This window comes from Streptomyces sp. NPDC008139, assembly GCF_042957025.1.
Taxonomy (GTDB): domain Bacteria; phylum Actinomycetota; class Actinomycetes; order Streptomycetales; family Streptomycetaceae; genus Actinacidiphila.
Genome location: NZ_JBIBHM010000005.1, coordinates 209428 through 234731, shown reverse-complemented (window position 1 = coordinate 234731; position 25304 = coordinate 209428). Strand labels below are relative to the sequence as shown.

Annotated in this window: 22 protein-coding genes; 9 read left to right on the top strand and 13 right to left on the bottom strand. The window is 72.4% G+C overall.

Annotation, left to right across the window (positions count from 1 at the left end; translation table 11 throughout):
- Positions 1–12 precede the first annotated feature (12 nt).
- The 7 genes from ACFZBB_RS12320 to dacB all read right to left on the bottom strand — a co-directional run bounded on the left by ACFZBB_RS12320 (position 13) and on the right by dacB (position 9894).
- The gene (locus tag ACFZBB_RS12320) at positions 13–1857 is read right to left on the bottom strand and encodes a phosphatidylglycerol lysyltransferase domain-containing protein (protein ID WP_391120496.1); all 1845 of its coding nucleotides are present in this window, start codon (positions 1855–1857) and stop codon (positions 13–15) included.
- A gap of 199 nt (positions 1858–2056) precedes the next feature.
- Complete coding sequence (gene folE, locus ACFZBB_RS12315; protein WP_391120494.1) at positions 2057–2665, bottom strand: GTP cyclohydrolase I FolE; 609 nt, start codon at positions 2663–2665, stop codon at positions 2057–2059.
- Positions 2666–2810: 145 nt separating this feature from the next.
- The gene (ftsH, locus tag ACFZBB_RS12310; RefSeq protein WP_355337283.1) at positions 2811–4862 is read right to left on the bottom strand and encodes an ATP-dependent zinc metalloprotease FtsH; all 2052 of its coding nucleotides are present in this window, start codon (positions 4860–4862) and stop codon (positions 2811–2813) included.
- Positions 4863–5120: 258 nt separating this feature from the next.
- Entirely contained in the window at positions 5121–5675 is a 555-nt protein-coding gene (gene hpt / locus ACFZBB_RS12305; RefSeq protein ID WP_355337280.1) for a hypoxanthine phosphoribosyltransferase, read from the bottom strand.
- Between the two features lie 54 nt (positions 5676–5729).
- Positions 5730–6725, bottom strand: a complete 996-nt coding sequence (gene tilS / locus ACFZBB_RS12300) for a tRNA lysidine(34) synthetase TilS (RefSeq protein WP_391120492.1) — start codon at positions 6723–6725, stop codon at positions 5730–5732.
- A gap of 169 nt (positions 6726–6894) precedes the next feature.
- Positions 6895–8064 (bottom strand): zinc-dependent metalloprotease, encoded by a 1170-nt coding sequence (locus tag ACFZBB_RS12295; protein WP_391120490.1) that lies wholly within the window; start codon positions 8062–8064, stop codon positions 6895–6897.
- 420 nt (positions 8065–8484) lie between these two features.
- Positions 8485–9894 carry a D-alanyl-D-alanine carboxypeptidase/D-alanyl-D-alanine-endopeptidase gene (gene dacB / locus ACFZBB_RS12290; protein WP_391120488.1) on the bottom strand — a complete coding sequence of 470 codons (1410 nt, stop codon included), beginning with the start codon at positions 9892–9894 and terminating at the stop codon, positions 8485–8487.
- A gap of 87 nt (positions 9895–9981) precedes the next feature.
- On the opposite strand from dacB, the gene ACFZBB_RS12285 reads away from it, so the two are divergent.
- On the top strand, positions 9982–10476 hold the full coding sequence (locus tag ACFZBB_RS12285) for an inorganic diphosphatase (RefSeq protein ID WP_188283474.1): 495 nt from the start codon (positions 9982–9984) through the stop codon (positions 10474–10476).
- A gap of 83 nt (positions 10477–10559) precedes the next feature.
- Here the strand turns inward: ACFZBB_RS12285 and ACFZBB_RS12280 are convergent, their stop codons facing one another.
- Positions 10560–12242, bottom strand: a complete 1683-nt coding sequence (locus tag ACFZBB_RS12280) for a threonine/serine exporter family protein (RefSeq protein ID WP_391121077.1) — start codon at positions 12240–12242, stop codon at positions 10560–10562.
- A gap of 80 nt (positions 12243–12322) precedes the next feature.
- The gene (locus ACFZBB_RS12275) at positions 12323–13057 is read right to left on the bottom strand and encodes a VTT domain-containing protein (protein WP_391120486.1); all 735 of its coding nucleotides are present in this window, start codon (positions 13055–13057) and stop codon (positions 12323–12325) included.
- Positions 13058–13222: 165 nt separating this feature from the next.
- Between ACFZBB_RS12275 and ACFZBB_RS12270 the strand changes: the two genes are divergently transcribed.
- From ACFZBB_RS12270 to ACFZBB_RS12255, 4 genes are all read left to right on the top strand, one after another.
- A complete protein-coding gene (locus tag ACFZBB_RS12270) occupies positions 13223–14629 on the top strand; it encodes an ATP-binding cassette domain-containing protein (RefSeq protein ID WP_391120483.1) in 1407 nt (468 codons plus the stop codon).
- Between the two features lie 55 nt (positions 14630–14684).
- Positions 14685–15050, top strand: coding sequence for a heavy metal-binding domain-containing protein (locus ACFZBB_RS12265; protein WP_391120481.1), 366 nt, complete (start codon positions 14685–14687; stop codon positions 15048–15050).
- A 115-nt stretch (positions 15051–15165) separates the two neighbouring features.
- Entirely contained in the window at positions 15166–15690 is a 525-nt protein-coding gene (locus tag ACFZBB_RS12260; protein ID WP_391120479.1) for a DUF664 domain-containing protein, read from the top strand.
- 134 nt (positions 15691–15824) lie between these two features.
- Complete coding sequence (locus ACFZBB_RS12255; RefSeq protein ID WP_391120477.1) at positions 15825–17225, top strand: glutamate decarboxylase; 1401 nt, start codon at positions 15825–15827, stop codon at positions 17223–17225.
- Between the two features lie 16 nt (positions 17226–17241).
- Here ACFZBB_RS12255 and ACFZBB_RS12250 read toward each other — a convergent pair whose 3' ends face one another.
- Positions 17242–18345 (bottom strand): SpoIIE family protein phosphatase, encoded by a 1104-nt coding sequence (locus tag ACFZBB_RS12250; RefSeq protein WP_391120475.1) that lies wholly within the window; start codon positions 18343–18345, stop codon positions 17242–17244.
- Positions 18346–18506: 161 nt separating this feature from the next.
- On the opposite strand from ACFZBB_RS12250, the gene ACFZBB_RS12245 reads away from it, so the two are divergent.
- The 4 genes from ACFZBB_RS12245 to ACFZBB_RS12230 all read left to right on the top strand — a co-directional run bounded on the left by ACFZBB_RS12245 (position 18507) and on the right by ACFZBB_RS12230 (position 22237).
- Positions 18507–18734, top strand: coding sequence for a dodecin (locus ACFZBB_RS12245; RefSeq protein WP_355336410.1), 228 nt, complete (start codon positions 18507–18509; stop codon positions 18732–18734).
- A gap of 324 nt (positions 18735–19058) precedes the next feature.
- Positions 19059–19574: a hypothetical protein gene (locus tag ACFZBB_RS12240; RefSeq protein ID WP_391120473.1), complete on the top strand. Its 516-nt coding sequence runs from the start codon at positions 19059–19061 to the stop codon at positions 19572–19574.
- Complete coding sequence (locus ACFZBB_RS12235) at positions 19571–20611, top strand: rod shape-determining protein MreB (protein WP_391120471.1); 1041 nt, start codon at positions 19571–19573, stop codon at positions 20609–20611. The genes ACFZBB_RS12240 and ACFZBB_RS12235 overlap by 4 nt, the downstream gene beginning before the upstream one ends.
- A 378-nt stretch (positions 20612–20989) precedes the next feature.
- On the top strand, positions 20990–22237 hold the full coding sequence (locus ACFZBB_RS12230) for an amino acid permease (protein ID WP_391120469.1): 1248 nt from the start codon (positions 20990–20992) through the stop codon (positions 22235–22237).
- Positions 22238–22301: 64 nt separating this feature from the next.
- On the opposite strand, the gene ACFZBB_RS12225 is transcribed toward ACFZBB_RS12230, so the two are convergent.
- The 3 genes from ACFZBB_RS12225 to ACFZBB_RS12215 form a co-directional block, all read right to left on the bottom strand.
- Positions 22302–23363: a DUF2786 domain-containing protein gene (locus ACFZBB_RS12225; protein WP_391120467.1), complete on the bottom strand. Its 1062-nt coding sequence runs from the start codon at positions 23361–23363 to the stop codon at positions 22302–22304.
- Between the two features lie 486 nt (positions 23364–23849).
- Positions 23850–24776, bottom strand: a complete 927-nt coding sequence (locus tag ACFZBB_RS12220; protein ID WP_391120465.1) for a M48 family metalloprotease — start codon at positions 24774–24776, stop codon at positions 23850–23852.
- Entirely contained in the window at positions 24773–25207 is a 435-nt protein-coding gene (locus tag ACFZBB_RS12215; RefSeq protein WP_391120463.1) for a BlaI/MecI/CopY family transcriptional regulator, read from the bottom strand. Before ACFZBB_RS12215 ends, ACFZBB_RS12220 begins: the two co-directional genes overlap by 4 nt.
- Positions 25208–25304: the final 97 nt, after the last annotated feature.

Genomic DNA, 25304 nt, shown 5'->3' with positions numbered 1-25304 from the left:
AGGGGCTACGCCCTACGCCACCGCACTCCGCTCGGTCGCGTCCACCGACGTCGCGTAGCCGGGCTTGTGCCGGTGCGGGGGGCGTGTGGCGCGCCCGGGCAGGAAACGCTGGACGGCGTCGGGCAGCGGAAGGGACAGCGTGACGAAGCCCTCGGCCTGCATGATGGCGAAGCCGATCCTGGGCAGGTCACGGGAGTTGGGGAAGACCAGGAAGCGCGGCACCCACTCGGGCTGGAACTTCGCGTTGAACTTGTACAGCGACTCGATCTGGAACCAGCGGGACAGGAACACCAGCAGACCGCGCCAGCCGCGCAGCACCGGGCCCGCGCCGATCCGCTCGCCGCGGGCCAGCGCGGAGCGGAACATCGCGAAGTTCAGCGACACGCGGGCGATGCCGAGGGCGGGCGCCTCCTGGAGCGCGGCGACGATCAGCAGTTCGTTCAGACCGGGGTCGGCGGCCCGGTCGCGGCGCATCAGCTCCAGGGACATGCCGTCCGCGCCCCAGGGCACGAAGTGCAGCACGGCCCGCAGGTCGCCCAGTTCGGGGTGCGGGGAGCCGGGCTCGCGGTCCTTGTGCGCGGTGACGACCACGCAGTCCCCGTCCAGTTCCTCGCCGAAGCGGCCGAGCGCCATGGAGAAGCCGCGCTCGGTGTCGGTGCCGCGCCAGGCGTCCGCGGCCAGCCGTACGCGGTGCTTCTCGTCCTCGCTGAGGTCCCGCACCCGCCGTACCCGGCACACGTATCCGGACCGCTCGATGCGCTTGACCATCTGGCGGACATTGCGCATGGCGCGGCCCTGGAGGGTGAAGGCGGAGGTGGTGACGATCGCCTCGTCGCCCAGCTCCAGGGCGTCCAGGCCGGTCTCGCGGGTCCACACCTCGCCGCCGGTCTCGCTGCACCCGACGACGGCGGGCAGCCAGGCGTGCGCGCGGGCCAGTTCCATGTACTGCTCGATGGCGCCGGGCCACGCCTCGACATCGCCGATCGGGTCGCCGCTGGCGAGCATGACGCCGGACACCACGCGGTAGCAGACGGCGGCCTTGCCGCTGGGCGAGAAGACCACGGACTTGTCGCGGCGCAGTGCGAAGTGGCCGAGCGAGTCGCGGGCGCCGTGCCGGGCCAGCAGGGCGCGCAGCCGGTCCTCGTCGGCCTCGCTCAGCTCGGCGACCGGGCGTCCGGGGCGCAGCGCGAGGAAGGCGGTGGAGATCGCGATGAGCAGGCCGAGGCCGCCCAGCGAGTAGCCGACCAGGTCGTTGACCCGGTCGCTGGTGTACGTGACGGGTCCCTCGAAGCCGAACAGGCCGAGCAGGACGTGCTCGCAGCGGTCGAGGAAGCCGGGGTTGCCGCGCTCGGAGGACGGGTGGGCGCTGGTGATGACCAGGCCGAGGGAGAAGGCGACGGTGCTGAGGCCGACGAAGTTCAGCAGGGCCCGCCAGCGGGTGCGCGGGTCGGACAGCGCGGTGAACTCGTCGCGGTAGGAGATCAGCACCCACAGCAGGCCGAGCGAGACCAGCGCGCCGAAGATCGAGTGCCGGTAGACGAGCTGGGTGGCCGCGCCGACCGGCAGCAGCACGACGGCCGCCCACCAGGCGCGGACCTTCCCGCGCTTGAGCGCGTGCGCGAGCATCAGCAGCAGGACGCCGGTGACGACCGCGGTGGCGGCGGCGAGCGAGCTGACGGTGCCGGGGAAGACCGCGGCCATGTGGTGCATCCGGCCGTTGCGGAAGGCCGGGAAGACCGCGGAGACCACGTCCAGCAGCCCGATGACCGCGGCGGCGCTGCCGATGATCCCCGGGACGGCGGAGGGTCGCAGCCGCCAGCGGCGCGAACGCGGGGCACAGGCACGGTCAGCGGACATGCTTCACCAGGGTCCAGTACGAGCGAGTGAGTGGCGCCCAGTAGGACGCGAAACCCTGTCTATGGGTTCCTTCGCGGGCAACGCAACTGTGACAGCTACGGCGCGTCTACGTAACGGCTACGGCGGCCCCGTACCGCATCGTGCCTACCGGGGCCGTGCCCGAGCAGCCCCGTGCCCGGAGGAGGCAGTCCGTGCCCGGTCAGCCGCGCCCGAGGATCAGGCTCATCGCCTCCGCGCGGGTCGCGGGGTCGCGGAGCTGGCCGCGTACGGCGGAGGTGATGGTCTTGGCGCCCTGCTTGCGGACCCCGCGCATCGTCATGCACATGTGCTCGCACTCGATGACCACGATCACCCCGCGCGGCTCCAGGATGCGCATCAGGGCGTCGGCGACCTGCGTGGTCAGCCGCTCCTGCACCTGCGGGCGGCGGGCGTACACGTCGACCAGCCGGGCCAGCTTGGACAGGCCGGTGATCTTGCCGCTGACGGCCGGGATGTAGCCGACGTGCGCGACGCCGACGAACGGCACCAGGTGGTGCTCGCAGGACGACATCACCTCGATGTCCTTCACCAGCACCATCTCGTCGTGCCCGAGGTCGAAGGTGGTGGTCAGCACGTCCTCCGGCGTCTGCCAGAGCCCGGCGAATATCTCCTTGTACGCGCGCGCGACCCGCGCCGGGGTCTCCCGCAGGCCCTCCCGGTCGGGGTCCTCGCCGACCGCGTACAGCAGCTCGCGCACCGCGGCCTCGGCCCGCTTCTCGTCGAACTCGCCGATCGAACGCTCGCCGTCGATCGTCACGGGGTCGGTCATGGTGCCTCGTTCCTCCGAAGTTCGGCGAAGTGGGAAAGCCGGCCCAAAAACGGCAATGGCCCCAAGGTTAAAACCCTGGGGCCGCTGCCTGCATTCCGGGCCCGGCCCGGACTGCCTGTTCTCGTGCCTGACCGGCTCGCGCCGGTCAGCTCTCCGGCGTGCCGTCCTCGGGACGGTCGACCGGCTCCGCGACGGGCTTGGTCGTGCTGACCGAACCCGTCGTGATGCCGTTGGCCGGCTGCGAGCCGTTGGTCAGTGCCAGCTCCTTGGGAGAGAGCACCGGCGGGCGGGTGGACGGCGTACGACGGGCGGAGCCCGTCCAGGCCGGACGCGGAGGACGCCTGACGATCGGAGCGAAGATCTCGGCGATCTGCTCCTTGTTCAGCGTCTCCTTCTCCAGCAGGTTCAGAACGAGGTTGTCCAGGACGTCCCGGTTCTCGACCAGGATCTCCCACGCCTCGTTGTGCGCCGTCTCGATGAGCTTCTTCACTTCCTCGTCCACCAGCCCGGCGACCTCTTCCGAGTAGTCGCGCTGGTGACCCATCTCACGGCCGAGGAACGGCTCCGAGTCGCTGGAACCGAACTTGATCGCGCCCAGCCGCTCGGTCATGCCGTACTGCGTGACCATGGCACGGGCGGTCGCGGTGGCCTTCTCGATGTCGTTCGACGCGCCGGTGGTCGGGTCGTGGAAGACCAGTTCCTCCGCCGCTCGGCCGCCCATCATGTAGGCGAGCTGGTCGAGCATCTCGTTGCGCGTCGTGGAGTACTTGTCCTCGTCGGGCAGCACCATCGTGTAGCCCAGCGCACGGCCGCGGGACAGGATCGTCACCTTGTGGACCGGGTCGGAGTTCGGCGAGGCCGCCGCGACCAGGGCGTGTCCGCCCTCGTGGTACGCGGTGATCTTCTTTTCCTTGTCCGACATGATCCGGGTGCGCTTCTGCGGACCGGCAACGACGCGGTCGATCGCCTCGTCCAGCGTGGCGTTGTCGATGACCTTCTTGTTGCTGCGCGCGGTCAGCAGCGCCGCCTCGTTGAGCACATTGCTCAGGTCGGCGCCGGTGAAGCCGGGGGTGCGGCGGGCGACGGCCATGAGGTCGACGTCCGGTGCGACCGGCTTGCCCTTCTGGTGCACGCTGAGGATCTCCACGCGCCCCTGGAGGTCCGGCGGGTCGACCGCGATCTGCCGGTCGAAACGGCCGGGACGCAGCAGCGCCGGGTCCAGGATGTCGGGCCGGTTCGTGGCGGCGATGAGGATCACGCCGCCCTTCACGTCGAAGCCGTCCATCTCGACCAGGAGCTGGTTGAGGGTCTGCTCGCGCTCGTCGTGACCGCCGCCCAGACCCGCACCGCGGTGCCGGCCGACGGCGTCGATCTCGTCGACGAAGACGATGGCCGGGGCGTTCGCCTTGGCCTGCTCGAACAGGTCGCGGACGCGGCTGGCGCCGACACCCACGAACATCTCGACGAAGTCGGAGCCGGAGATCGAGTAGAACGGCACGCCCGCCTCACCCGCGACAGCGCGGGCCAGCAGGGTCTTGCCGGTACCCGGACGGCCGTAAAGCAGCACGCCCTTGGGGATCTTGGCGCCGACGGCCTGGAACTTCGCGGGCTCCTGGAGGAATTCCTTGATCTCCTGGAGCTCCTCCACCGCCTCGTCACAGCCGGCCACGTCGGAGAACGTCGTCTTCGGCGTGTCCTTGGTGATCAGCTTCGCCTTGGACTTGCCGAACTGCATGACGCGCGAGCCGCCGCCCTGCATCTGGTTCATCAGGAACAGGAAGACCACGACGATGAGCACGAACGGCAGCAGCGACAGCAGAATGCCGACAAAAGCGTTCTGCTTCGACGGCGAGACGGTGTAACCGTCGGGAAGGGTGGTCCCCTTCACCTTGCCGTCGACGATGTTCTGCAGCTCCGCGGCGATGGCCGAGCCCTGGTTGCCGATGTAGCTGGCCCGGACCTTGGAACTGCCCTCGACCTTGGATCCGTCCCTGAGCTGGATCTTGATGGAGTTGTCGTCGCCTGTCGTCAGCTCGGCGGACTTGGCCTGGTTTGATTCGATCGCATGTAGAACCTCGCCGGTATCCACCGTCTTGTAGCCGCCGCCGGACCCGACGACCTGCATCAACACGACCACGGCGAGGACAGCCAGCACGATCCACATGACTGGCCCACGGAAATAGCGCTTCACGTCCATCCATGCGGGGCGAAGTCGCCCCGTCCCTCCTGCCACAGTGAGGCACCGCCGCCTGCTGGCCGCGCGTGCATGCCGGTGTATGACCCGACCTTCGGACGGTACCCCAGCATTGTCACCCGAGGTTGCCGCCGACCGTTAACAATCCCGCCTTCCCCTGCTCCAACGGCGGGAAACCGACTGGGGTTCCCGGGGCCGAACGGGGTGTGGCCGACGTCATGAGTGTGCCGCGTCTGACCGCCGGCGGCGGGCCGACGGGAGTCAGCCACCGTATACGTGCGGGGCGAGTGTGCCCACGAACGGGAGATTGCGGTACTTCTCCGCATAGTCCAGGCCGTATCCGACCACGAACTCGTTGGGGATGTCGAACCCGGTGTACTTCACGTCGAGCTGGACCTTGGCCGCCTCGGGCTTGCGCAGCAGCGTGCAGACCTCCAGGGAGGCGGGGCCGCGCGAGCCCAGGTTGCTGATCAGCCAGGACAGCGTCAGCCCGGAGTCGATGATGTCCTCGACGATCAGGACGTCACGGCCCGCGATGTCGGTGTCCAGGTCCTTGAGGATGCGCACCACACCCGAGGACTTGGTGCCGGCGCCGTAGGAGGACACCGCCATCCAGTCCATCGTCACGTTGCTCGACAGCGCCCGTGCGAGGTCCGCCATCACCATCACGGCGCCCTTGAGGACACCGACGATCAGCAGGTCCTTGCCCGCGTAGTCCCGGTCGATCTGCGCGGCGAGCTCGCTGAGCTTCGCGTCGATCTCTGGCTTGGAGATGAGCACTTTCTCAAGATCGGCGCCCATGTCGTTCTCGTTCACTGCGCGGTATGTCCCTCAAGTAGTCGGCTCCCGGGTCGCTGGGCGACGGCAGCTCTACGACGGCGAGAACACCAGTCTGCCATTGGCCCTGAGAACGGCGACGCCGCCCGGCAGGTTGAGGGCTTTCTGCCCGTGCCAGCCGGTGACCAGCCGGTCGACCTCCTCGATGTGCCGGGCGAAGAGGAAGCCGGGGGGCGAGCCGGCGGCGATGGCGGCGCGGCGCAGGACGCGGCGGCGTACGGCGGCGGGCAGGCCGTGCAGCCGCCGCGCGTCCAGGCTGCCGTCGTCGCCCGCCGCGCCGGCCTCGGCGTCCGCGGCCCACTGGTCCAGCGCGTCGGCGTCGTCCCTGGAGAGCTGCGCGGTGCGGGCCAGCGCCTCGACGACGCCTTTGCCGAGGGACTTCTCCAGGACGGGCAGGGCTTCGTGTCTGACGCGGGAGCGGGTGTACGCGGGGTCGTGGTTGTGCGGGTCCTCCCACACGGTGATGCCCTGGGCGAGGCAGCCCTTGCGTACGGTGTCGCGGTCAAGCAGCAGGAAGGGCCGCCGGTACCGGCCGCCGGCGCCGGAGACCGCGGCCATACCGGCCAGCGAGCGGGTGCCGGAGCCGCGGGCGAGGCCCAGGAGCACCGTTTCTGCCTGGTCGTCACGTGTGTGGCCGAGCAGGACGGCGGCGGCGCCGTGCGATTCGGCGGCGGAGTCGAGCGCCGCGTACCGGGCGTCTCTGGCGGCGGCCTCGGGACCGCCCTGGCGGCCGACGGTGACGCCGATCGCGTCGACCGGGTCGAGGCCGAGGCCGCGCAGCCGCCCGGCGACCTCTTGGGCGCGGCCGGCGGAGCCCGCCTGGAGGCCGTGGTCGACGGTGACGGCTCCGGCGCGCACGCCGAGCCGGGGTGCTTCGAAAGCGAGGGCGGCGGCCAGCGCCATGGAGTCGGCTCCGCCGCTGCACGCGGCGAGCACCAACGGGTGCGGGTCGGTGGACGCGGTGAGGACGTCGTGCAGGACGCGGCGGACCGCCAGGCGTATCGCCGCGACCGTGGGGTGGGGTCCCATGTCCGGTTTCCCTCCTGAGGAGGCTATGAAGCGCCGAAGTGACGCAGGGTATCCAGATGGTGACAGAAGCTCGGGGCTTACCCGAGCATCGCACGCGCTACCCTGCGCCTACGGTCCCTCGGACGGGTGAACCCGAGGGCGGACACGGCCTTCATGAGCGGTTACGCCCTCACGATTCGCTACGGCTGTGCACCCGCGCGACCCACTCGGCGGGTTTGGCGATCTCCGACTTGGTGGGCAGCGTGTTGGGCGAGGTCCACACCCGGTTGAAGCCGTCCATGCCGACCTCGTCGACGACCGCACGGACGAAGCGCTCGCCGTCGCGGTACTGGCGGAGCTTGGCGTCCAGGCCGAGGAGCTTGCGCAGCGCCTGGTCCAGGCGGCCCGCGCCGCTGGCCCTGCGCTGGCTGAACTTCTCCCGGATCTCGGCGACGGTCGCCACGACCTCGGGCCCCACGCCGTCCATCACGAAGTCCGCGTGGCCTTCGAGCAGCGACATCACGGCGGTCAGCCGGGCCAGGATCTCCCGCTGGGAGGGGGTCTGCACCAGGTCGACCAGGCTGCGGTCCTCGTCGCGGCCCTTGTCGGCGTCTTCTTCCTTGCCGCCGCCGGAGCCGGTGAAGGACTGCACGGCCTCCCTGACCCGCTCGATCACCGTCGAGGCGTCCAGTTCGGTCTCGCCGAGGAACGCCTGGATCTCGCCCTCGATGTGGTCGCGCAGCCACGGCACCGCGGAGAACTGGGTGCGGTGCGTCTCCTCGTGCAGGCACACCCACAGGCGGAAGTCGTGCGGGTCGACGTCCAGCTCGCGCTCGACGTGCACGATGTTCGGCGCGACCAGCAGCAGCCGTCCGGCGCGGGACTCGCCGGGGCCCGGCTTGACCGGTCCCGCGGGCATGTCGCGGCTCGGCGGCGCGAAGGTCTCGTACTGGCCGAGCACCCGCGAGGACAGGAAGCTCAGCAGCATGCCGACCTCGACGCCGGTCACCTTGCCGCCGACCGTGCCGAGCACGACTCCGCCGGGGCCGCCGGGGCGGCGCGCCTGCATCTTCCCGAGCAGGGGCTTCATCACCTCCCGGAACCCGGCCACGTTGGCCTTCACCCAGCCCGCCCGGTCCACGATGAGCACCGGGGTGCCGTGCGGTGGCGCCTCCGCGTCCCCGTACATCCGGGTGAACTCCCTGACGTGCGCCTCCGACTCCTGCGCGTGCGCCCGCAGCTCCGCCACGATGGCCCGAGCCTCGTCCCGGCTCACCTCAGGCCCCGGCCGCGTCAACCGCTGCGCGGTCGCCACGGCGAGGTTCCAGTCGACCATCTCGCTTCCACCGATGCTCGTCATGCCTTCACGGTACGTTGCCGCTCCCCCTTTGGGCTCCCCCACCAACAGGTTCCCCCTCCGGCCGCCCCCGAAATACGGCTTCAGCCCCTCCGGCTAACGCCGCCTCAAACGCCGGCGGGGCTGTTTCCCCCACCCACCCGCCCCTTCCCCTACCGGGGGGCACCCCAGCCGGGGACGGCGTTCGAGGACGAAGCCAGGGGCTGGCGGGCGCGCCAGAAGCACCGATTCAGCCCGTCCGGCGTTCGAGGACACCAGCCAGTGCCCCGCGCCCGATTCTTCACGCCCGTCCGGCGTTCGAGGACACCAGCCAGTGCCCCGCGCCCGATTCTTCACGCCCGTCCGGCGTTCGAGGACACCGGCCAGTGGCCCGCGCCCGATTCTTCAAGCCCGTCCGGCGATTGAGGACATCGGGGACGTGGGCTAGGGGTGGGTGGTCAGGGCGGCGGCGAGGTGGTCGAGGGCTTTCTGCGCGCCGCCAGGCGAATCCGTGCCGTGGGTGAGGAACGCGAAGGCGAGGAGGCGCCCCGCGGGGGACACGGCGGTGCCGGCGATCGTGTTGGTCCCGGTGAGCGTCCCGGTCTTGGCGTGGACCACCCCGGCGCCCCCACCGCCCCGGAAGCGGTCGGCGAGCGTGCCGGTGAAACCGGCGACCGGCAGCCCGGTCAGGACGGACCGCATCTCGGGATGCGCGGGACTCGCCGCGAGCGCGAGAATCCGGGCCAGCGTGGTGGCCGACAGCGCGTCGTCCCCGTCGAGCCCGCTCCCGTCGTGGAAGGCGGCACCGGCGAGCGGCACCCCGAGCCGCCGCAGGGCGTCGGGAAGGGCGCTCGCCGCCCCGGCGAAACTGGCGGGCCGCCCGAGCGCGCGGGCCACATGCCGGGCCAGCGCCTCGGCCACGTCGTTGTCGCTGTTGGTCAGCATCCGCTCCACCAGCTCCGACAGCGGCGCGGACTGATGGGCCGCCAGCCGCGTACCCCCGTGCCCGCTGGCGGGCGCCGCCTCGCCCTTGACCCTGATCCCCCGGTCCCGCAGCAGGTCCGCGAAGGCGTCGGCGGCCGACTCGGCCGGATCGTCGGCCCGCTGCGCGGGCCCGCTCGAACTGTGGTCGAGCCGCCCCTCGCGGACCATGAGCGCGGTGACCGGCGCGAGGTTCTCGTTGGGCCCGATGGGGTGGAGCGTGGTGCCGCTGAACAGGGACGTGTCGTAGCCGAGCCGTACGGACGTGGTGCCGCGCGCCTTGAGCGCGGCGGCGGTGTCGTCGGCGAGCCCGCCGAGTTCGAGGGTCGGGTCGCCGCCGCCGACCAGGACGACCCGGCCGGCCGCGGTGACCACCACGGTCGTGGTGAGGCGGCGGCCGGGCCCGAGCGTGCCGAGCGCGGCCGTCGCGGTGGCGAGCTTGGTGGTGGAGGCGGGGGTGGACGGCGTACCGGCCCGGTGGTCGTACACGACGGTCCCGGTGGCCACGTCGATGACGGTCCCGGTGCGTACGGTGCCGAGCCCGTCGGCGTTCATCAGCGGGTCGAGGAGGGCCTTGAGGGCGGCCGGGTCCGGCGGCGTACCGGCGGACGAGCCCTTGCCCGTACCGGGCGCGGCGGCGGGCACCGGGGCCAGTACGGGGGCGGCGGACGGCGCGGGCGGGGTGATCCGGGGCGTGGGCGCGGCGGTGCGCGGTCCCGAGGCCACGACGTGGTCCCGGTCGGCCGCGTGCCCGCGCTCGGCCGTACGCTGGCCTGCGTCCCACGGGCCTGCCGCGGCCACCGCCCCGGCCGCCACCGCCAGACCTATCGCGGCCGACCCCGCCACGACCTGCCACGTCTTGCCGTGCGGCACCCCCGACCAGCCCCTTTCGCGACCACCCACATGCGTGGGAGACACTTAATCACCCGCAGTATGCGCTGATCATGGAGGAGTAGGGCCTTGGAGTTCGACGTCACGATCGAGATCCCGAAGGGTTCGCGGAACAAGTACGAGGTGGACCACGAGACCGGTCGTATCCGCCTGGACCGCAGGCTCTTCACCTCGACCAGTTACCCGGCCGACTACGGCTTCATCGAGAACACCCTCGGCCAGGACGGCGACCCGCTGGACGCACTGGTCATCCTGGATGAGCCGACCTTCCCCGGCTGCCTCATCACGTGCCGGGCGATCGGCATGTTCCGCATGACGGACGAGGCCGGGGGCGACGACAAGGTGCTGTGCGTGCCCGCGTCGGACCCGCGCGTGGAGCACCTGCGTGACATTCACCACGTCAGCGAGTTCGACCGGCTGGAGATCCAGCACTTCTTCGAGGTCTACAAGGACCTTGAGCCCGGCAAGTCCGTCGAGGGCGCCAACTGGGTCGGCCGCACCGAGGCCGAGACGGAGATCGAGGAGTCCTTCCGCCGTCTGAAGGAGCAGGGCCCGGGCCACTGAAGCCCCGCCGCCCCTGAACGCCGGGCGGCCGACACGTCGCTGATGACGTGTCGGCCGCCCGGCGTTTTCGTGCCCGAGCGGGGTCAGAAGCCGCGGGTGCGTTTGGCCGCGCCGCGCGGGGCGGCGGGGCCCGGCGGCTTGAGGACCAGGCGGGCCAGCTCGCCGCCGAGGTTGACGCCGATGGCGATGGCCAGGGCGAGGGCGGCGGCCCGGGTGAGCAGGGTGAACGCCTGGTCGGAGTGGTTGTTGGTGAGGGCGAGCAGCCCGAAGTACGTGGCGGATCCGGGCAGCAGCGGGCCGATGGCGGCGGTGACGTACGGCAGCACGGACACGTACCGGTAGCGGGCCATCAACTGGCCGAAGAGGCCGACGAGTCCGGCCGCGGCGGCGGTGGCCGCGACCTGGTTGCCGCCCGCCTGCTGGTGCAGGACGCCGTAGACCGTCCAGGCGATGCCGCCGTTGAGGGTGACCAGCGGCAGGACGCCGCGCTCGCACTGGAGCAGCACCGCGAAGGCGAGGGTCAGCACCATCGCGGCCAGCAGTTGCACCCATGGGTGGTCGTACGCGCGCAGCGCCTGGTCGGGGTTGAGGTCGGCGCCGAGGGTGGTGAAGCCCGCGTAGAGGATGACGGTGACGCCGATGACGATGCCGACGACGAGGTACATCACCTCCAGCAGCCGGGCGGAGGCGGTGATGTAGAAGCCGGTGAGGCCGTCCTGGACGGCGGCGACCAGCGCGCGGCCCGGCAGCAGCGCGAAGAGCCCGCCGGTGATCACCGCCGACGCCTGGACGCCGTTGGCGCCGGGGATCCAGTGCGCGTACCGGTCGATGAGGACGCCCATCGCGGCGGCGGGCATCGCCGCAGCCGCGAACTGGTAGAACTCCGGCAGCCCGCGCCCGGCGAGCAGCCACGCGAGCCGGTCGCCGAGCATCGCGGCCAGCGCGGCGGCGGCGAAGATGACCGGCCCGCCGCCGACCAGGACGCTGGCCGCGCCCGCGAGCAGCCCGGCGGCGCCGGTGAGCGCCCAGGAGCTGTACGGGTGCCGGTTGCGGCGGATCTCGGCGAGCCGGCGGTACGCGTCCTCCAGCGTCGCCTCGTGGGCGGTGATCTCCTCGACGAGCTGGAAGACCGCGGCGAGCCGGGTGTAGTCGGTGCCGCGGCGGCGCACCGTGCGGCTCATGGTCAGCGGCGGGTCGGTGAGCGAGGGCTGGAAGGAGATGCCCAGCAGCGTGAAGGTGACGTTCGGCTCGACGCGGGCCAGTCCGTACGCGTAGCTGACGCCGAGCATCGCGGCCTCGACGTCCTCGGCGCCCTCACCGCCCGCGAGCAGCAGTTCGCCGATGCGCAGGGTCAGGTCGAGGACGCGCGGTACGGGGACCAGGTACGCGGTTTCCTGACGGTCCGCGGGGGTTTCGGGTGCGGGGCGCTCGGTGACGGGGATGCGGACCATGGCCCGCATCCGGTCCTGCCACCGCGCGTCGGTGGGCGGCAGGACGACCATCGGAATGCTCCCGGTGGTGCTGGTGAGGCTTGTCGTGCCCGTAGTACCCGTAGTACCCGTTGTTCCGGAAGCTCCGGCTGTTCCCGGTGCTCCTGTTGCTCCGGGCGTTCCCGCTGTTCCCGCCGTTCCGCCGGGCGGGGCGAATGCGCTGCCCGTGACGACCGGGGGGAATGTGGTGCCTGTGGGGGGTGTGAATTCGGAGCGGACCTCGTCCGACTCAGGTTTTCCGTCGTCGGACACCGGTCGTGCTCTCCTTTCCGCAATCTGCGTTTCTGTGAATCCTGTGAATCACGGGAATCCCGCCGACGCCCCCGTTCCCCCGTTACGGCGTCGGTTCCCGCAGGTCAGCGCTTTTGTGCGCGGTGCCGGCCGGGGGTCCGCGGCGTGGCGGGAACCGGCTCGGGGTCGCCCGCCGCCGGGCCCGTACCGGCGGCCGCACCCGGAATCGCGGATTCCTTTTTCGCCTTGCCGCGCGACCGCAGGTATTCGATGCCGATCGGCACCACCGAGAGGAGCACGACCAGGACGAGCATCACTTCGATGTTCTTGTGCACGAATTCGATCTGGCCGAGCCAGTATCCGAGTACGGTGACACCCGCACCCCACAGCGTTGCGCCGATGAGGTTGAAGGTGACAAAGGTGCGGTAGTTCATTCGGCTGACGCCTGCGACGATGGGGGTGAACGTTCGTACGATGGGCACGAAGCAGGCCATCACGATCGCCTTGGGTCCATGGCGCTCGAAAAAGGCATGTGCCTTCTCGATATTCTCCATCTTGAACAAGCGTGAGTCGGGCCTGCGGAACAGCGAGGGTCCGACCTTGCGGCCGAACAGATATCCCGCCTGTTCGCCGAGCACCGCCGCCACCGCGATCAACGCGGCCACCAGCGCGAGCGGCTGGTGCAGCGTGCCGGTCGCCACCAGCAGACCGGTCGTGAACAGCAGTGAGTCTCCGGGCAGGAAGAAACCGATGAGGAGCCCGGACTCGGCGAACACGATCAGCAGTACGCCCCACAGGCCGTACGTGTTGATCAGATGGTCCGGGTCGAGCCAGCTCGGGCCGAGCGCGATGGTCGTCACGGACCAAAACTATCAATCCAGTGTTGATACAAACGTTCCGCAACCTGCGGTTGGTGCACTACCTTCTCCGCAGCGTCATCCACGCACCACCCTAAGTTTCGCAAGTCTGGCATCTCTCCCCCCACGTGCCCCGTCACCGCGTCCGACCACCTGGCGGCTCCCGTTATGACTCGCGCCATCGCACTGCACGAAGTTTCCAAGTACTACCCGAAGCAGCCGTCGCCTGCTGTGGACCGGTTCTCGCTCGACATCGCACCCGGAGAGTTCCTGGTGCTGCTCGGCCCGTCCGGCTGCGGCAAGTCCACGGTCCTGCGCATGATCGCGGGTCTGGAGGACATCACCACCGGCGAGCTGCTGCTCGACGGGGAGTACTCCAACGACCTCGCACCCGGCGACCGCCGGATGGCGATGGTGTTCCAGAACTTCGCGCTGTACCCCAGCATGACCAGCCGGGAGAACATCGGGTTCCCGCTGCGCTTCGAGATGCCCGGTGAGGAGCACGGGCCCCGGGTCGACGAGACCGCCCGCATCCTCGGCATCGAGGAGATCCTGGACCGCTACCCCGGACAGCTCTCCGGCGGCGAGCGGCAGCGGGTCGCCATGGGCCGGGCGATCTCCCGGCACCCCTCGGTCTTCCTCATGGACGAGCCGCTGTCCAACCTCGACGCGAAGTTGCGCGCGCACCTGCGCGCCGAGATCGCCCGGCTGACCCACGGCATGGGCGTCACGACGGTGTACGTGACGCACGACCAGGCCGAGGCCATGTCGCTGGGCGACCGCGTCGCGATCATGCGCAGCGGTGTCCTCCAGCAGATCAGCACGCCGCGTGAGGCGTACCACCTGCCGGAGAACGTGTTCGTCGCCGCTTTCGTCGGCACGCCCCGGATCAATCTGCTCCAGGCGACGGTCCTGGCGCCGCTCGGCGGCGGCATGTGGATCGACTTCGGCCGCCAGCGGCTCGGCATGCCCGAACCGCTCAGCCTCGACCACCAGATGCTCCGCATCCAGCAGGGGCGGCGCATCATCGTCGGGCTGCGCTCGGAGGCCGTGCGCATCGCGCAGCCGAGTCAGGCGCACGCGGGCGAGGTCGTGCTGAGCGGGATCGTCGAGCACGTGGAGTACCAGGGCCACGAATCCCTGGTGCACCTCAACACCGGGTCGCGGCCCGCCGTCGTCCCCGAGCTGGAGGCCCCGCGGCCCGCGCAGGCGCCGTCCCGCTCGGGCGCCCGGCGCGCGGCGAACGGCTCGGGCACCAGCCTCGGCAAGCTCGCCCAGAAGGCCGCGCGGCGCATCCAGGCGTCGGTGCCGGCGCGGGACGGCGGCTCCAACGGCGGCGGCGTCCCGCCGCGGCCCAACCACGCGCCCGGCCGCGCTCCGGTGACGGTGATGGACCGCCCCCTGGGCGCGCCCGAGACCCAGACCGGCGACCTCGTGGTCCGCACCGGCCCCGACATCCGCGTCCGCCGCGGTGACCGCGTGCCCCTGCTGGTGGACCTCGCCCACCTGTACGTCTTCGACCACGAGGGCCAGCGCATCTGTCCCGCCCCGGTCCAGGCCCCCCGCCTGGAATAGCCGCATCGGCGTATTCGCGGGTGCGGGGCGGGGAGGTGCGGGGCAGGCTGCCGATATGGGTATCGAAGAGTACGGCGGCGGCCAGGAGCAGGGCGCCGAGATCATTGTCGTCACGACGAACGACGTGCCCGGCTTCCGGGTCGAGCAGGTCATCGGTGAGGTCTTCGGCCTCACCGTCCGCTCGCGACACCTGGGCAGTCAGATCGGCGCCGGGCTGAAGTCCATGATCGGCGGCGAGCTCAAGGGCCTGACGAAGACGCTGGTGCAGACCCGTAACCAGGCCATGGAGCGCCTCGTCGAACAGGCCAAGGCGCGCGGCGCCAACGCCGTGCTCATGATGCGCTTCGACGTCACCGACGCCGCGGACCTCGGCACCGAGGTCTGCGCGTACGGCACCGCCGTGGTCCTCGCCCGCGAGTAGCGGCCCCGCCCGCCGGGGCGCATGAGGTCCGGGACACCCGAGGGGCGGCGCCCGGTCCGGGGTTTCGTCGTACCCCGGTGGAATGCTGGGCGTCGCCGACCTCAAGGAGGATGCCATGCAGGACACCTCGTCCCCGGACCCCGAGACCACGATGCTGCTGTCGTACCTGGACGCCCAGCGGCGTCACGTGCTGGGGATTCTGGAGGGGCTGGACGAGGAGGCGCTGCACCGGCCGGTGCTGCCGTCGGGGTGGAGCTGCGCGGGGCTGGTGCGGCACCTCGCGCTGGACGTGGAGCGCTTCTGGTTCCGCGGGGTGGTGGCCGGGGAGAAGGCCGTGATCGACGCGGCGCTGACCGGCCCCGACGACGCGTGGAAGGTGGGCCCGGAGGTTTCGGCCAAGGGCGTGCTCGACCTCTACCGCCAGGAGACGGCGCTCGCGGACGCCGTGATCACCTCGACGGCGCCCAGCGCCGCCCCGGCCTGGTGGCCGACCGAACTCTTCGGGCCCGACGGCGGCGTTCGGGACCTGCGCGAGGCGATCCTGCACGTCACGGTGGAGACGGCCTGCCACGCGGGTCACCTGGACGCCGTCCGTGAGCTGATCGACGGCAGGAAGTGGCTCGTGCTCACCGAGTCCTGAGCCGGACTCCCGACCCAGTCTCCTGGGGGAAGTTCCGGGGCGGGAGCGGGCGCGGGACGGCGGGCGGGTGCAGGCTGGGTGGGTCGGGAAAGACGCCCGCGCACGCGGGACCGGGCTCGCCACGGAAGGCTGACATGTCACTGCACAAAGGCACGGACTCCGCCCGCAACATCGCCGTCAACCCGTTCTTCGGCGAGGCGGACCCGGTCGACGGCCGGATGACGGCTCCGCCCAAGCACAAGTTGGCGGACGGCCCGATGCCGCCGCACACCGCGTACCAGATCGTGCACGACGAGCTGATGCTGGACGGCAATTCGCGGCTGAATCTGGCGACGTTCGTCACGACGTGGATGGAGCCGCAGGCCGGTGTGCTGATGGCGGAGTGCGCCGACAAGAACATGATCGACAAGGACGAGTACCCGCGTACGGCGGAGCTGGAGCGCCGCTGCGTGGCGATCCTCGCCGACCTGTGGAACGCGCCGGACCCCAGCTCGGTGGTGGGCTGTTCGACCACCGGCTCGTCCGAGGCGTGCATGCTCGCGGGGATGGCGCTCAAGCGCCGCTGGATGCGGCGCACGCCCGGCTATCCGGCGACCGCGCGGCCCAATCTGGTGATGGGCGCGAACGTGCAGGTGTGCTGGGAGAAGTTCTGCGCGTTCTGGGAGGTCGAGGCGCGGCTGGCGCCGATGGAGGGCGACCGGCTGCACCTGGACGCGGAGTCGGCGCTCGCCCTGTGCGACGAGAACACCATCGGTGTGGTGGCCGTGCTGGGCTCGACCTTCGACGGGTCGTACGAGCCGGTCGCGGAGATCTGCGCGGCGCTGGACGCGTACGAGGAGCGGACCGGTACGCACATCCCGGTGCATGTCGACGGCGCGTCCGGCGCCATGATCGCGCCGTTCCTCGACGAGGACCTGGTGTGGGACTTCCGGCTGCCGCGGGTGGCCTCGATCAACACCTCGGGCCACAAGTACGGCCTGGTGTACCCGGGCGTGGGCTGGGCCCTGTGGCGGGACGCCGAGGCGCTGCCGGAGGAGCTGGTCTTCCGGGTGAACTACCTCGGCGGTGACATGCCGACCTTCGCGCTGAACTTCTCGCGGCCGGGCGCGCAGGTCGTGGCGCAGTACTACTCCTTCCTGCGGCTGGGCTGGGACGGCTACCGCGCGGTGCAGCAGGCCAGCCGGGACGTGGCGATGTCGCTGGCGGCGCGGATCGCGAAGCTGGAGGACTTCACGCTGGTCAGCGCGGGTGACCAGTTGCCGGTCTTCGCCTTCACCACCGCGCCGGGGGTGGAGAACTACGACGTCTTCGACGTGTCGCGGCGGCTGCGCGAGCGCGGCTGGCTGGTCCCGGCGTACACCTATCCGGCCGACCGCACCGATCTCGCGGTGCTGCGCATCGTCTGCCGCAACGGCTTCTCCGAGGACCTCGCGGACCTGCTGATGGAGGACCTGGGCCGCCTGCTGCCGGAGCTGCGCCGCCAGCCGCACCCGCTGAACCGCCCGGAGAACGTGGCGACCGCCTTCCACCACTAGGGCGCGCCCGGGGGCCTCACGGCTGGCTGAGGCTCACCGCCAGCACCGCGCGGTCGTCGGCGACGGGCGCGCCGCCGGTCCAGGTGACCAGGTCCCGCAGCAGGACGTCGATGGCGTGCTGCGGGCCGGTCATCGGACCGAGGCCGGAGAGCCGGACCTCGGGGTCGTAGAAGACGCCTTCGCGGTCGCGGGTCTCGGTCACGCCGTCCGTGACCAGCAGCAGCGTGGCGCCCGGCGGGAAGACCACCTCGTCGGGCACCGTGCGCAGACCGCCGAGCTCGCTCATGCCGAACGGCACGTCGGGGGCGGCGGCTTCGAGGGTACGTACGGTGCCGCCGTCGAGCAGGTACGGCGGCGGGTGGCCGCGGTTGAGCAGCCGCAGGGTGTCGCACACCTCGTCGGGGTCCTCGGGGCGGTGGACGAACTCGGCCAGCAGCCCGGTGGTGAATCCCTCCAGATACTCCTCGCCACCCCTGTCCCGCCGCTCCCGGTCCCGGTCCAGCGCCCGGTCCAGGCGCCGCGCGAGGCCCGGCAGGTCGGGTTCCTCGTCGGCCGCCTCGCGGAAGGCGCCGAGCAGCACCGCGACGCTGGCGACCGCGCCCATCCCCTTGCCGCGCACGTCGCCGATCAGCAGCCGTACGCCGTAGCGGGTCTGCTCGGCCGCGTACACATCACCGCCGATCCGCGCCCCGCTCTGGGCGGCCTCGTACCGGGCGGCTATGGCCAGCGGGCCGATCCGGGGCGGCGGGTCGGGCAGCAGGGCGCGCTGGGCCGACTCGGCGACGTCCCGCACGGTGGCGAGCCGACGCCCCGAACGGGTCAGCGCCCGGTTGACTGCGAGGCCGATGACGGAGGAGAGCACCACGTTCAGGATCTCGGCCACGCCGACGCCCTCGCGGATGATGCCGCCGTGGACGGTGAGCACGAAGACGCCCACCAGGGACGCCAGACAGGTGAGGACCGCGATGCGGGCGGACTGGATCGCGCCGGCCAGTACACAGGCTCCGGCCAGCATCGTGTCGCCGGTGTAGGGATTGGGCGTGACGAGGTCGAAGACCAATCCGCCGACGATCATGGCGGCCGGGACCCAGCGCATCATGGCGGTGGGCCAAGGGGTCACAGTCCGCACATCGTCCACTTGAGGATAATATGCCCGATTCGCGGTGAAGGGGATGCCCCGGCGGAGCCGTCCGGGACGGAACGGGACGGGCGCGTCCCGCGGTGATGCGGGCCGCGCCCGTCTGCGGCACGGTGGAGGGACCTCCGAAGGAAAGGTCCGTCATGGCCGAGCACACCTATCGAGTCACCGAGATCGTCGGCACCTCGCACGAAGGCGTGGACGCCGCCGTCAGGAACGGCGTCAAGCGGGCCGCGCAAACGCTGCGCGGCCTCGACTGGTTCCAGATCACCGAGGTCCGCGGGCACATCGTGGACGGCGAGGTCGAGCACTACCAGGTGGGACTGAAGGTGGGCTTCCGCCTGGAGGACACGGACGGCTCCGCCGGGTAGCGCCCGACGCACGAGGCGCGCCCCGTCAGGGGCGCGGCTTGACGCGGACGTGCGCCCGTCGGTGGCGCGGCTCGCCCTCTCCCGGCCGTCCCTTTCGACCGTTTCAGCCGCTACGGCCGTTACGGCACCACCCCCGACGGCAGCGGTCGGCACGGCATCACCCCGTCAGCCGTACGGCGTCACCCGCTCGGCGCGGCCCCACCCCCGTTCGGCGTATCACCGGTCGCCATATCCGACAGGGCGTCAGATCCTTTTGTCATTAAGGCGGGTCATAGCCGGATTCGGCCCCCGCCGTGGACGCTGACGCACTCTCGGGAGCCCGCTATGAGCCAGGAGACGCCCACCCCGCCGCCCCCGCCGGGGTACACGCCCCCGCCGCCCACGCCCCGCGAGTCCGCGTGGGCCGCAGGTGGCACCGTCTTCGCCGGGATGATGCTGGTGTTCGGCGGCGCGCTGGCGATCCTGGAGGGGATCGTCGGCATCAGGAAGAACTCGGTGTACGTCTCCACGCGCGACTACGTCTACCAGTTCGACGTCACGTCCTGGGGCTGGATCCACCTGGCGCTCGGCGTGGTCGCCGTCCTCGTCGGCTTCGGCCTGCTGGCCGGTTCCGCCTGGGCGCGCTGGGGCGGCATCCTGATCGCCGGGCTCAACCTGGTGGCGAACTTCATGTTCCTGCCGTACCAGCCGGTCTGGGCCGTGGTCATGATCGCCATCGACATCTTCATCATCTGGGCGCTGGCCACGTACGAACCGGCCGGGCACGGTCACGGGTCGCACGGCGGCTCGCACGGCGGGCGGCACGGCACCTCCGCCCCGGGCGCCGGGGGCCGGCTGTGACGTACACGAGCCCCACGCTGGAACAGCTCCGCCGCTGCACGGTCGCCGTCGACATCGGCGCCGCCCGAACCCGCGTCTACGTCCGCAACGTCGGCGTCGTCGCCGACGAGCCGAGCGTGGCCGCGGTCGACGTACGCACCGGCGCCCTGATCGCGGTCGGCGAGCGCGCCGAGCAGATGGCCGGGCGCACCCCCGGGCACATCCGGGTGGCCAGGCCCGTCGCGGGCGGCGCGGTCGTCGACATCGAGATGGCGCGGCGCATGCTCAGGCACGTGCTCGGCGACAAGCTCGGCAAGCGGTGGCGGCGCATGCCGGTGCTGCGCGCCGCGGTGTGCATGCCGCACGGCAGCGAGCCGATCGCGCGGCGCGCGGCCATCGAGACGCTGTACGGGCTCGGGGCGCGCAAGGTCGAGCTGGTGGACACGCTGATCGCCGCGGCGGTCGGCTGCGGGCTGCCCGTCGAGCACCCCGAGGCCACGATGATCGTGGTGTGCGGCGCCGGTACGACGCAGGTCGCCGTCCTGTCGCTGGGGTCCATCGTGGCCGCGGAGACGGTGCCGGTCGGCGGTGACGCCATCGACCGCGCGGTCGTCCAACACCTGCGCAACCACCACGAGTTGATGCTGCCCAGCCAGTCGGTACGGCCGCTGCACCAGATGCTCGGCTCCCCCGGCACCGGCGGGACGGTCACCACCGAGGTCCACGGCCGCGACGTCGTCAGCGGCCTCGCCCGCTCCGTCCTCGTCGAGACCGAGGGCGTGCGCCACGCGATGCGCACCCCGCTCACCTCCGTGCTCGACGCCATCACCACCGTGCTGCGCGCCTGCCCGCCCGACCTGGTCGCCGACCTCGCCGACCGGGGCATCATGCTGGCGGGCGGCAGCGCCCTCATGCCCGGCCTCGACCTCATGCTCGGCCAGGCCACCGGCATGCCCGTCCACATCGCCCCCCGCCCCGACACCGTCGCCGTCCAGGGCCTCGGCGCCATGATCGAGGGCCGGGTCCGCCCCATGGTTCTCGATCCCCTGACGCCCTAGGTGTATTGATCACGAGCGTTGGTGACACGTGCCGGTGCGTGCGGATACGAGGCGGAGGAGGGAGACGACGCGGAGCGTCGCCGACCGACGACAACGCGGCAGACGTGCGCGCCGGGCGCCGGGACGCCGCGGAGATCCACACAACAGGTCCTGGCTTCGTCCGAGGGCACCCTCCCCCACGGCGGGTGCCCTCCCAGGACGTGCCTTCAGCGCGCGGCGCCAGTTGCACCGGCCGGGGCCCGTCGCTCGCCAGTGACCGGCGCGGGTCCTCACGGCTCCCGCCGCCGCGCCCGCCGGAGGTGAACACGGCGTGACCGGGGGTGGAAATGTGGTCGGCGGGGATCGCGGGGGGCGCCAGGGGGCTGGGAGCATGCGGGCGTGACGGGTACGGCGGCGGGAGAGTTGAGGCGGCGCCTCGGTGTGGGGGACGCCGTGGTGATCGGCCTCGGCGCGATGATCGGCGCCGGGGTCTTCGCGGCGTTCGCTCCCGCGGCCCGCGCCGCGGGCACCGCGCTCCTCGCGGCCCTGGCCGTCGCGGCCGTCGTGGCGTACTGCAACGCGACGTCCTCGGCGCGCCTGGCGGCCCGCCACCCGCGCTCCGGCGGGACGTATGTGTACGGCACGGAGCGGCTCGGCCCCCTCTGGGGCTACCTGGCCGGGTGGAGCTTCGTGGCGGGCAAGACGGCCTCGTGCGCGGCGATGGCGCTGACGGTGGGGGCGTACGCGTGGCCCGAGCACCGCCGCGCGGTGGCGGTCGCGGCCGTGGTGGCCCTGACGGCCGTGAACTGCCTGGGCGTACGGAAGGCCGCCTGGCTGACCCGGCTGATCGTGGCGGTGACCCTCGCGGTCCTCGCGGCGGCGGTCACCGCGTGCCTGGCCAGTACGGAGGCCGACGCGGGACGGCTGGCGTGGGACGGTGCCGCCTCCGGCCCGCACGGCCTGCTCCAGGCCGCCGGCCTGCTCTTCTTCGCCTTCGCGGGGTACGCCAGGATCGCGACGCTCGGCGAGGAGGTGAAGGACCCGGCGCGGACCGTCCCCCGCGCGATCCCCCTGGCGCTCGGCGTGACCCTCGTGGTCTACGCGGCTGTCGCCGTCGCCCTGCTGACCGTTCTCGGGCCCGACGCCCTGGCCCGCTCGGCCGCGCCGCTCACCGACGCCGTCCGTACGGCCGGGGTGCCGGGTCTGGCCCCGGTGGTCCGCGTCGGCGCGGCCGTGGCCGCCCTCGGCTCCCTGCTGGCGCTGATCCTCGGCGTCTCCCGTACCACCCTGGCGATGGCACGCGACCGGCACTTCCCGTACGCGCTCGCCGCCGTGCATCCGCGCCACGAGACCCCGGTCAGGGCGGAGGCGGCGGTCGGCGCCCTGGTCGTGGCGCTCACCGCGACCACCGGTCTGACCGGGGCGATCGGCTTCTCGTCCTTCGGCGTCCTCGTCTACTACGCCGTCGCCAACGCCAGCGCCCTGCGGCTGGGCGCGGACGAGCACCGGCCGCACCCGGCCGTTCCCGTGGTCGGCCTGACCGGCTGCGCGGTGCTGGCCGCGAGCCTCCCCCCGGCCTCGGTGCTGGCCGGTCTCGGCGTGACGGCGGCCGGCGCGGTGGCGTACGCGGTGACCCCGCGCCGCTAGGGCGCGGGGGGGCGGTCACCGGCCGGGGAAGCGGGCTCCCCTCGGACGAGCGGTGGGCCGGGGTTCAGAAGCGGGCGCGGTCGGCCGCCGCCTCGCCGTGGCGCCAGCCCTCGGCGTCGCGGCCCTTGAGGCGTGAGGTGGTGGTGGACGGGAACATGCGGCGGGTCGCGTCGCGTACGTCGACCTCGCGGGCGGCGAGGACGGGCAGCAGGTCGGCGGACGGGATGGCGGTCTCGGCCTGGGCCTCCCGGGTGGCGGCGGCCAGGCGTTCGCGGACGCGGCCCGCGTAACCGATCAGGAAGGACTCGCGGAAGTCGCGCGAGCGCGAGGTGCCGCCGCGCAGGGCGTGGTCGGCCTGGACGAGCAGCGAGGTGTAGAGGAGTTCGACGGCCTCCAGGTCGGTCGCGAAACCGACCACCGTCGAGAAGCCGAAGTCGGCCGCCCAGACCGCCTGGCAGCGGTTCGCCGCCGCGACGGCGTCCAGCAGCAGGGCCTTCGCTCCCTCGTACGGCCGGTCCACCCCGATCCGGCACGCGCCGGGGCCCCGGCCCGGCGACCCGGGCGCTCCCGTGGCCGCGACCAGCGCCTCGTCGATGCTGTGCCTGGCCATCAGGTGCTGGGCCTTCGCCGACAGCGCCTCGGCCTCCTCGGGGAAGCCGGTGGACTCGGCCTTCGCCAGCAGCGCCCGGATGCGGGCGAGCATCTTGGAGTGCGGGCCGGTGGCCGGTGGCGCCGACGCCGGGCCCGGCGTCAGGGGGGTGATGCGGGGCAGGCGTCCGTACAGGCAGAGCAGTTCCACGAGGGCCGTCGCCGTACTGAAGCGGTCGAGCCGCTCGGTGCGGGCGAACTCCGCGAGGAAGGGTTCCTTGCCGTCCCCTGCGGCCCGCGCCAACCGCTCGTGCCGCGCGTCGAGTTCCCGGCCCGCCATCCGTACGAGGTCCCGCGGCTCCCACCCGCGCGCCCCGCACTCCCGTACCACCCGCCCGGCCAGCTTCCCGGCCGCGCCCTCCCACCGCTCACCCGCGGCGGCCAGCACCGACGCCGCCGCGTCCACGGCGGCTTCCTCCGCCGTCGCCCCCGCGCCGGCGGCCACCGCCGCCGCATACGCCCGCTCGAACTCGTCCACGGATCTATGGTCGCCGACGCGGCGCGCGCCGCTCGCCGGCCCCCGCGGACCGAGCGCGTACGCGGTCACTCGTACGGGCCCCGAGGGCCGGAATGTGTTGCGGCCATGCCAATCCGTCCCCTGAGGTTGACGCGCGTCGACACAGCCCGCGCGCAGAGGAGTTGATGTGCTGTCCGTGTTCTGGTGACGCCGCCCGGACCGGGGCTCACCGGCCGCTCACAGGTCCGACACCCCCACCCCGACTCCCAGCGCCGACGACCGCACCGCCGACGGGATCGTCGGCCCCGACACCTGGCAGGCCCTGGTCTCCTGACCCTCGGCACACCCTGACCGGACAGCGGCACCACCCGCGATTCCGGTACGGCACCCCGGTCGCGCTCCTCCGGCCGGGGTGCCGTTCGCATGAACGCGGAAGGCACGGGTCACCGCGTGCCGGTGCGCGGGAAATGGGCCACCTCCCGAGGGCCGGGGCCCTCGGGCGAGGGGTCAGCGTTCGCCCTGGGCGACTTCGATGGAGCCGTGGAGGTCGTGGGCGGCCTGGAGGGCGCTGGCGGCGGACAGGGCGAGGCACGAGGCCAGCACGAGGGCTATGGCGCGGGGGGCGCGGGCGCGGAGGTGGGGGGTGGTCGGGGGGTGGGCCAGGAGGGCGGCGACGCGGCGCGGCACGGGCCCGGTGGCGGCCGGGAGGGCGGCGTGCGGCCGGACGCCGGGCCGGGAGGCCAGGGCGGCGCGCCCGATGGCGCGGGCGGCGAGGCGGCGGTCGCCGACGGCGAGGGCGGCGGACTCGTCGGCCCAGCGTTCGAGGGCGTAGGACAGCGGCCCGCGCAGGCCGCGCAGGGCGGGGTGGCAGGAGGAGGCGAGGGCGAAGGCGGCAAGGAAGATGTGGTGGCGCCCGGCGAGGTGGGCCCGCTCGTGGGCGAGCAGCGCCTCGCGCTCGGCGGGACCGAGGGCGCGCAGCATGCCGGTGGTGACGACGATCCGGCCGGGCCGTCCGGGCAGCGCGTACGCGTCGGGCCCGGGGTCCTGGAGAACGGTGAGGTCACCGGCCGCCGTACCGACCGCGACGGCGCGCCTGCGGGCCCGCGCGGCGAGCACGAGGTGGCGGCGCGAGGTGCGGACCAGCGCCGTGACGACGGCGGCCAGCAGCACGGCGGCGACGCACGCGGCAGCCACCGTCACCTGGTCGCCGACGACCGGCAGCACGAAGTGCGCGAAGGCGGCGACCGGCGGGAGTCGCAGGGCGCCCGCCCCGGCGAGCAGCAGCAGCGCGGTGGTGCTGCACGCGGCGAGCGCGACGGCGGACCCGGCGAGCAGCCAGGCCGCGGCGCGCGGCGGCAGCGCGTCGGCCAGCCGCCGCGCGGCGGGCACGGCGAGCAGCGGGAGCAGCAGCGGCGCCCAGACGGCGAGGTTCACGAGCGGCGGCCCTCCGAGGCGGGGCCGGCGGCCGGGGACGGCCCGTCGTCCTCCTCCGCCTGGACCAGCAGCTCGCGCAGCAGCCGTTCGTCGTCCGGGTCGAGCTGGGAGACGAAGCGGGCCAGGACCGTACCGCGGTCGTCCTCACCGGACTTGTCCAGCTCGGTGCGCATGCGGCGGGCGGCCAGGCCCGGCGAGTCCTGGACCGGCAGGTACGCGTAGCCGCGCCCCGAACGGGTGCGGCTGACGGACCCCTTCTCGTAGAGGCGCGCGAGGATCGTGGTGACGGTGGTGCGCGCGAGGGCGGTGCCCAGGTCGCGCTGGACGTCGGCGGGGGTCAGGGCGCGGCCGTCGGCCGCCCACAGCGCGGCCAGGACGCTCGCCTCGAGTTCACCCGAAGGCCGGCGGGCCGACGCGTTGGCCTCCGTCATGGATCGCCCCTTCCCGCTCGTTCGTCTACAGTTCTGTAGACCGACTACACGACTGTAGTCGGGTGGGGTGCCGCGCGGCACCCCAGGACCCATTATG

What these genes read in the sequence shown, in the direction of transcription:
- ACFZBB_RS12260 (WP_391120479.1), top strand. Translation starts at nt 15,166, where the DNA reads ATGCAGGACACCTCGTCCCCGGACCCCGAGACCACGATGCTGCTGTCG.
- ACFZBB_RS12255 (WP_391120477.1), top strand. Translation starts at nt 15,825, where the DNA reads ATGTCACTGCACAAAGGCACGGACTCCGCCCGCAACATCGCCGTCAAC.
- ACFZBB_RS12245 (WP_355336410.1), top strand. Translation starts at nt 18,507, where the DNA reads ATGGCCGAGCACACCTATCGAGTCACCGAGATCGTCGGCACCTCGCAC.
- ACFZBB_RS12295 (WP_391120490.1), bottom strand. Translation starts at nt 8,064, where the DNA reads ATGACGAGCATCGGTGGAAGCGAGATGGTCGACTGGAACCTCGCCGTG.
- ACFZBB_RS12320 (WP_391120496.1), bottom strand. Translation starts at nt 1,857, where the DNA reads ATGTCCGCTGACCGTGCCTGTGCCCCGCGTTCGCGCCGCTGGCGGCTG.
- ftsH (WP_355337283.1), bottom strand. Translation starts at nt 4,862, where the DNA reads ATGGACGTGAAGCGCTATTTCCGTGGGCCAGTCATGTGGATCGTGCTG.
- ACFZBB_RS12265 (WP_391120481.1), top strand. Translation starts at nt 14,685, where the DNA reads ATGGGTATCGAAGAGTACGGCGGCGGCCAGGAGCAGGGCGCCGAGATC.
- folE (WP_391120494.1), bottom strand. Translation starts at nt 2,665, where the DNA reads ATGACCGACCCCGTGACGATCGACGGCGAGCGTTCGATCGGCGAGTTC.
- ACFZBB_RS12240 (WP_391120473.1), top strand. Translation starts at nt 19,059, where the DNA reads ATGAGCCAGGAGACGCCCACCCCGCCGCCCCCGCCGGGGTACACGCCC.
- ACFZBB_RS12215 (WP_391120463.1), bottom strand. Translation starts at nt 25,207, where the DNA reads ATGACGGAGGCCAACGCGTCGGCCCGCCGGCCTTCGGGTGAACTCGAG.
- ACFZBB_RS12270 (WP_391120483.1), top strand. Translation starts at nt 13,223, where the DNA reads ATGACTCGCGCCATCGCACTGCACGAAGTTTCCAAGTACTACCCGAAG.
- tilS (WP_391120492.1), bottom strand. Translation starts at nt 6,725, where the DNA reads ATGGGACCCCACCCCACGGTCGCGGCGATACGCCTGGCGGTCCGCCGC.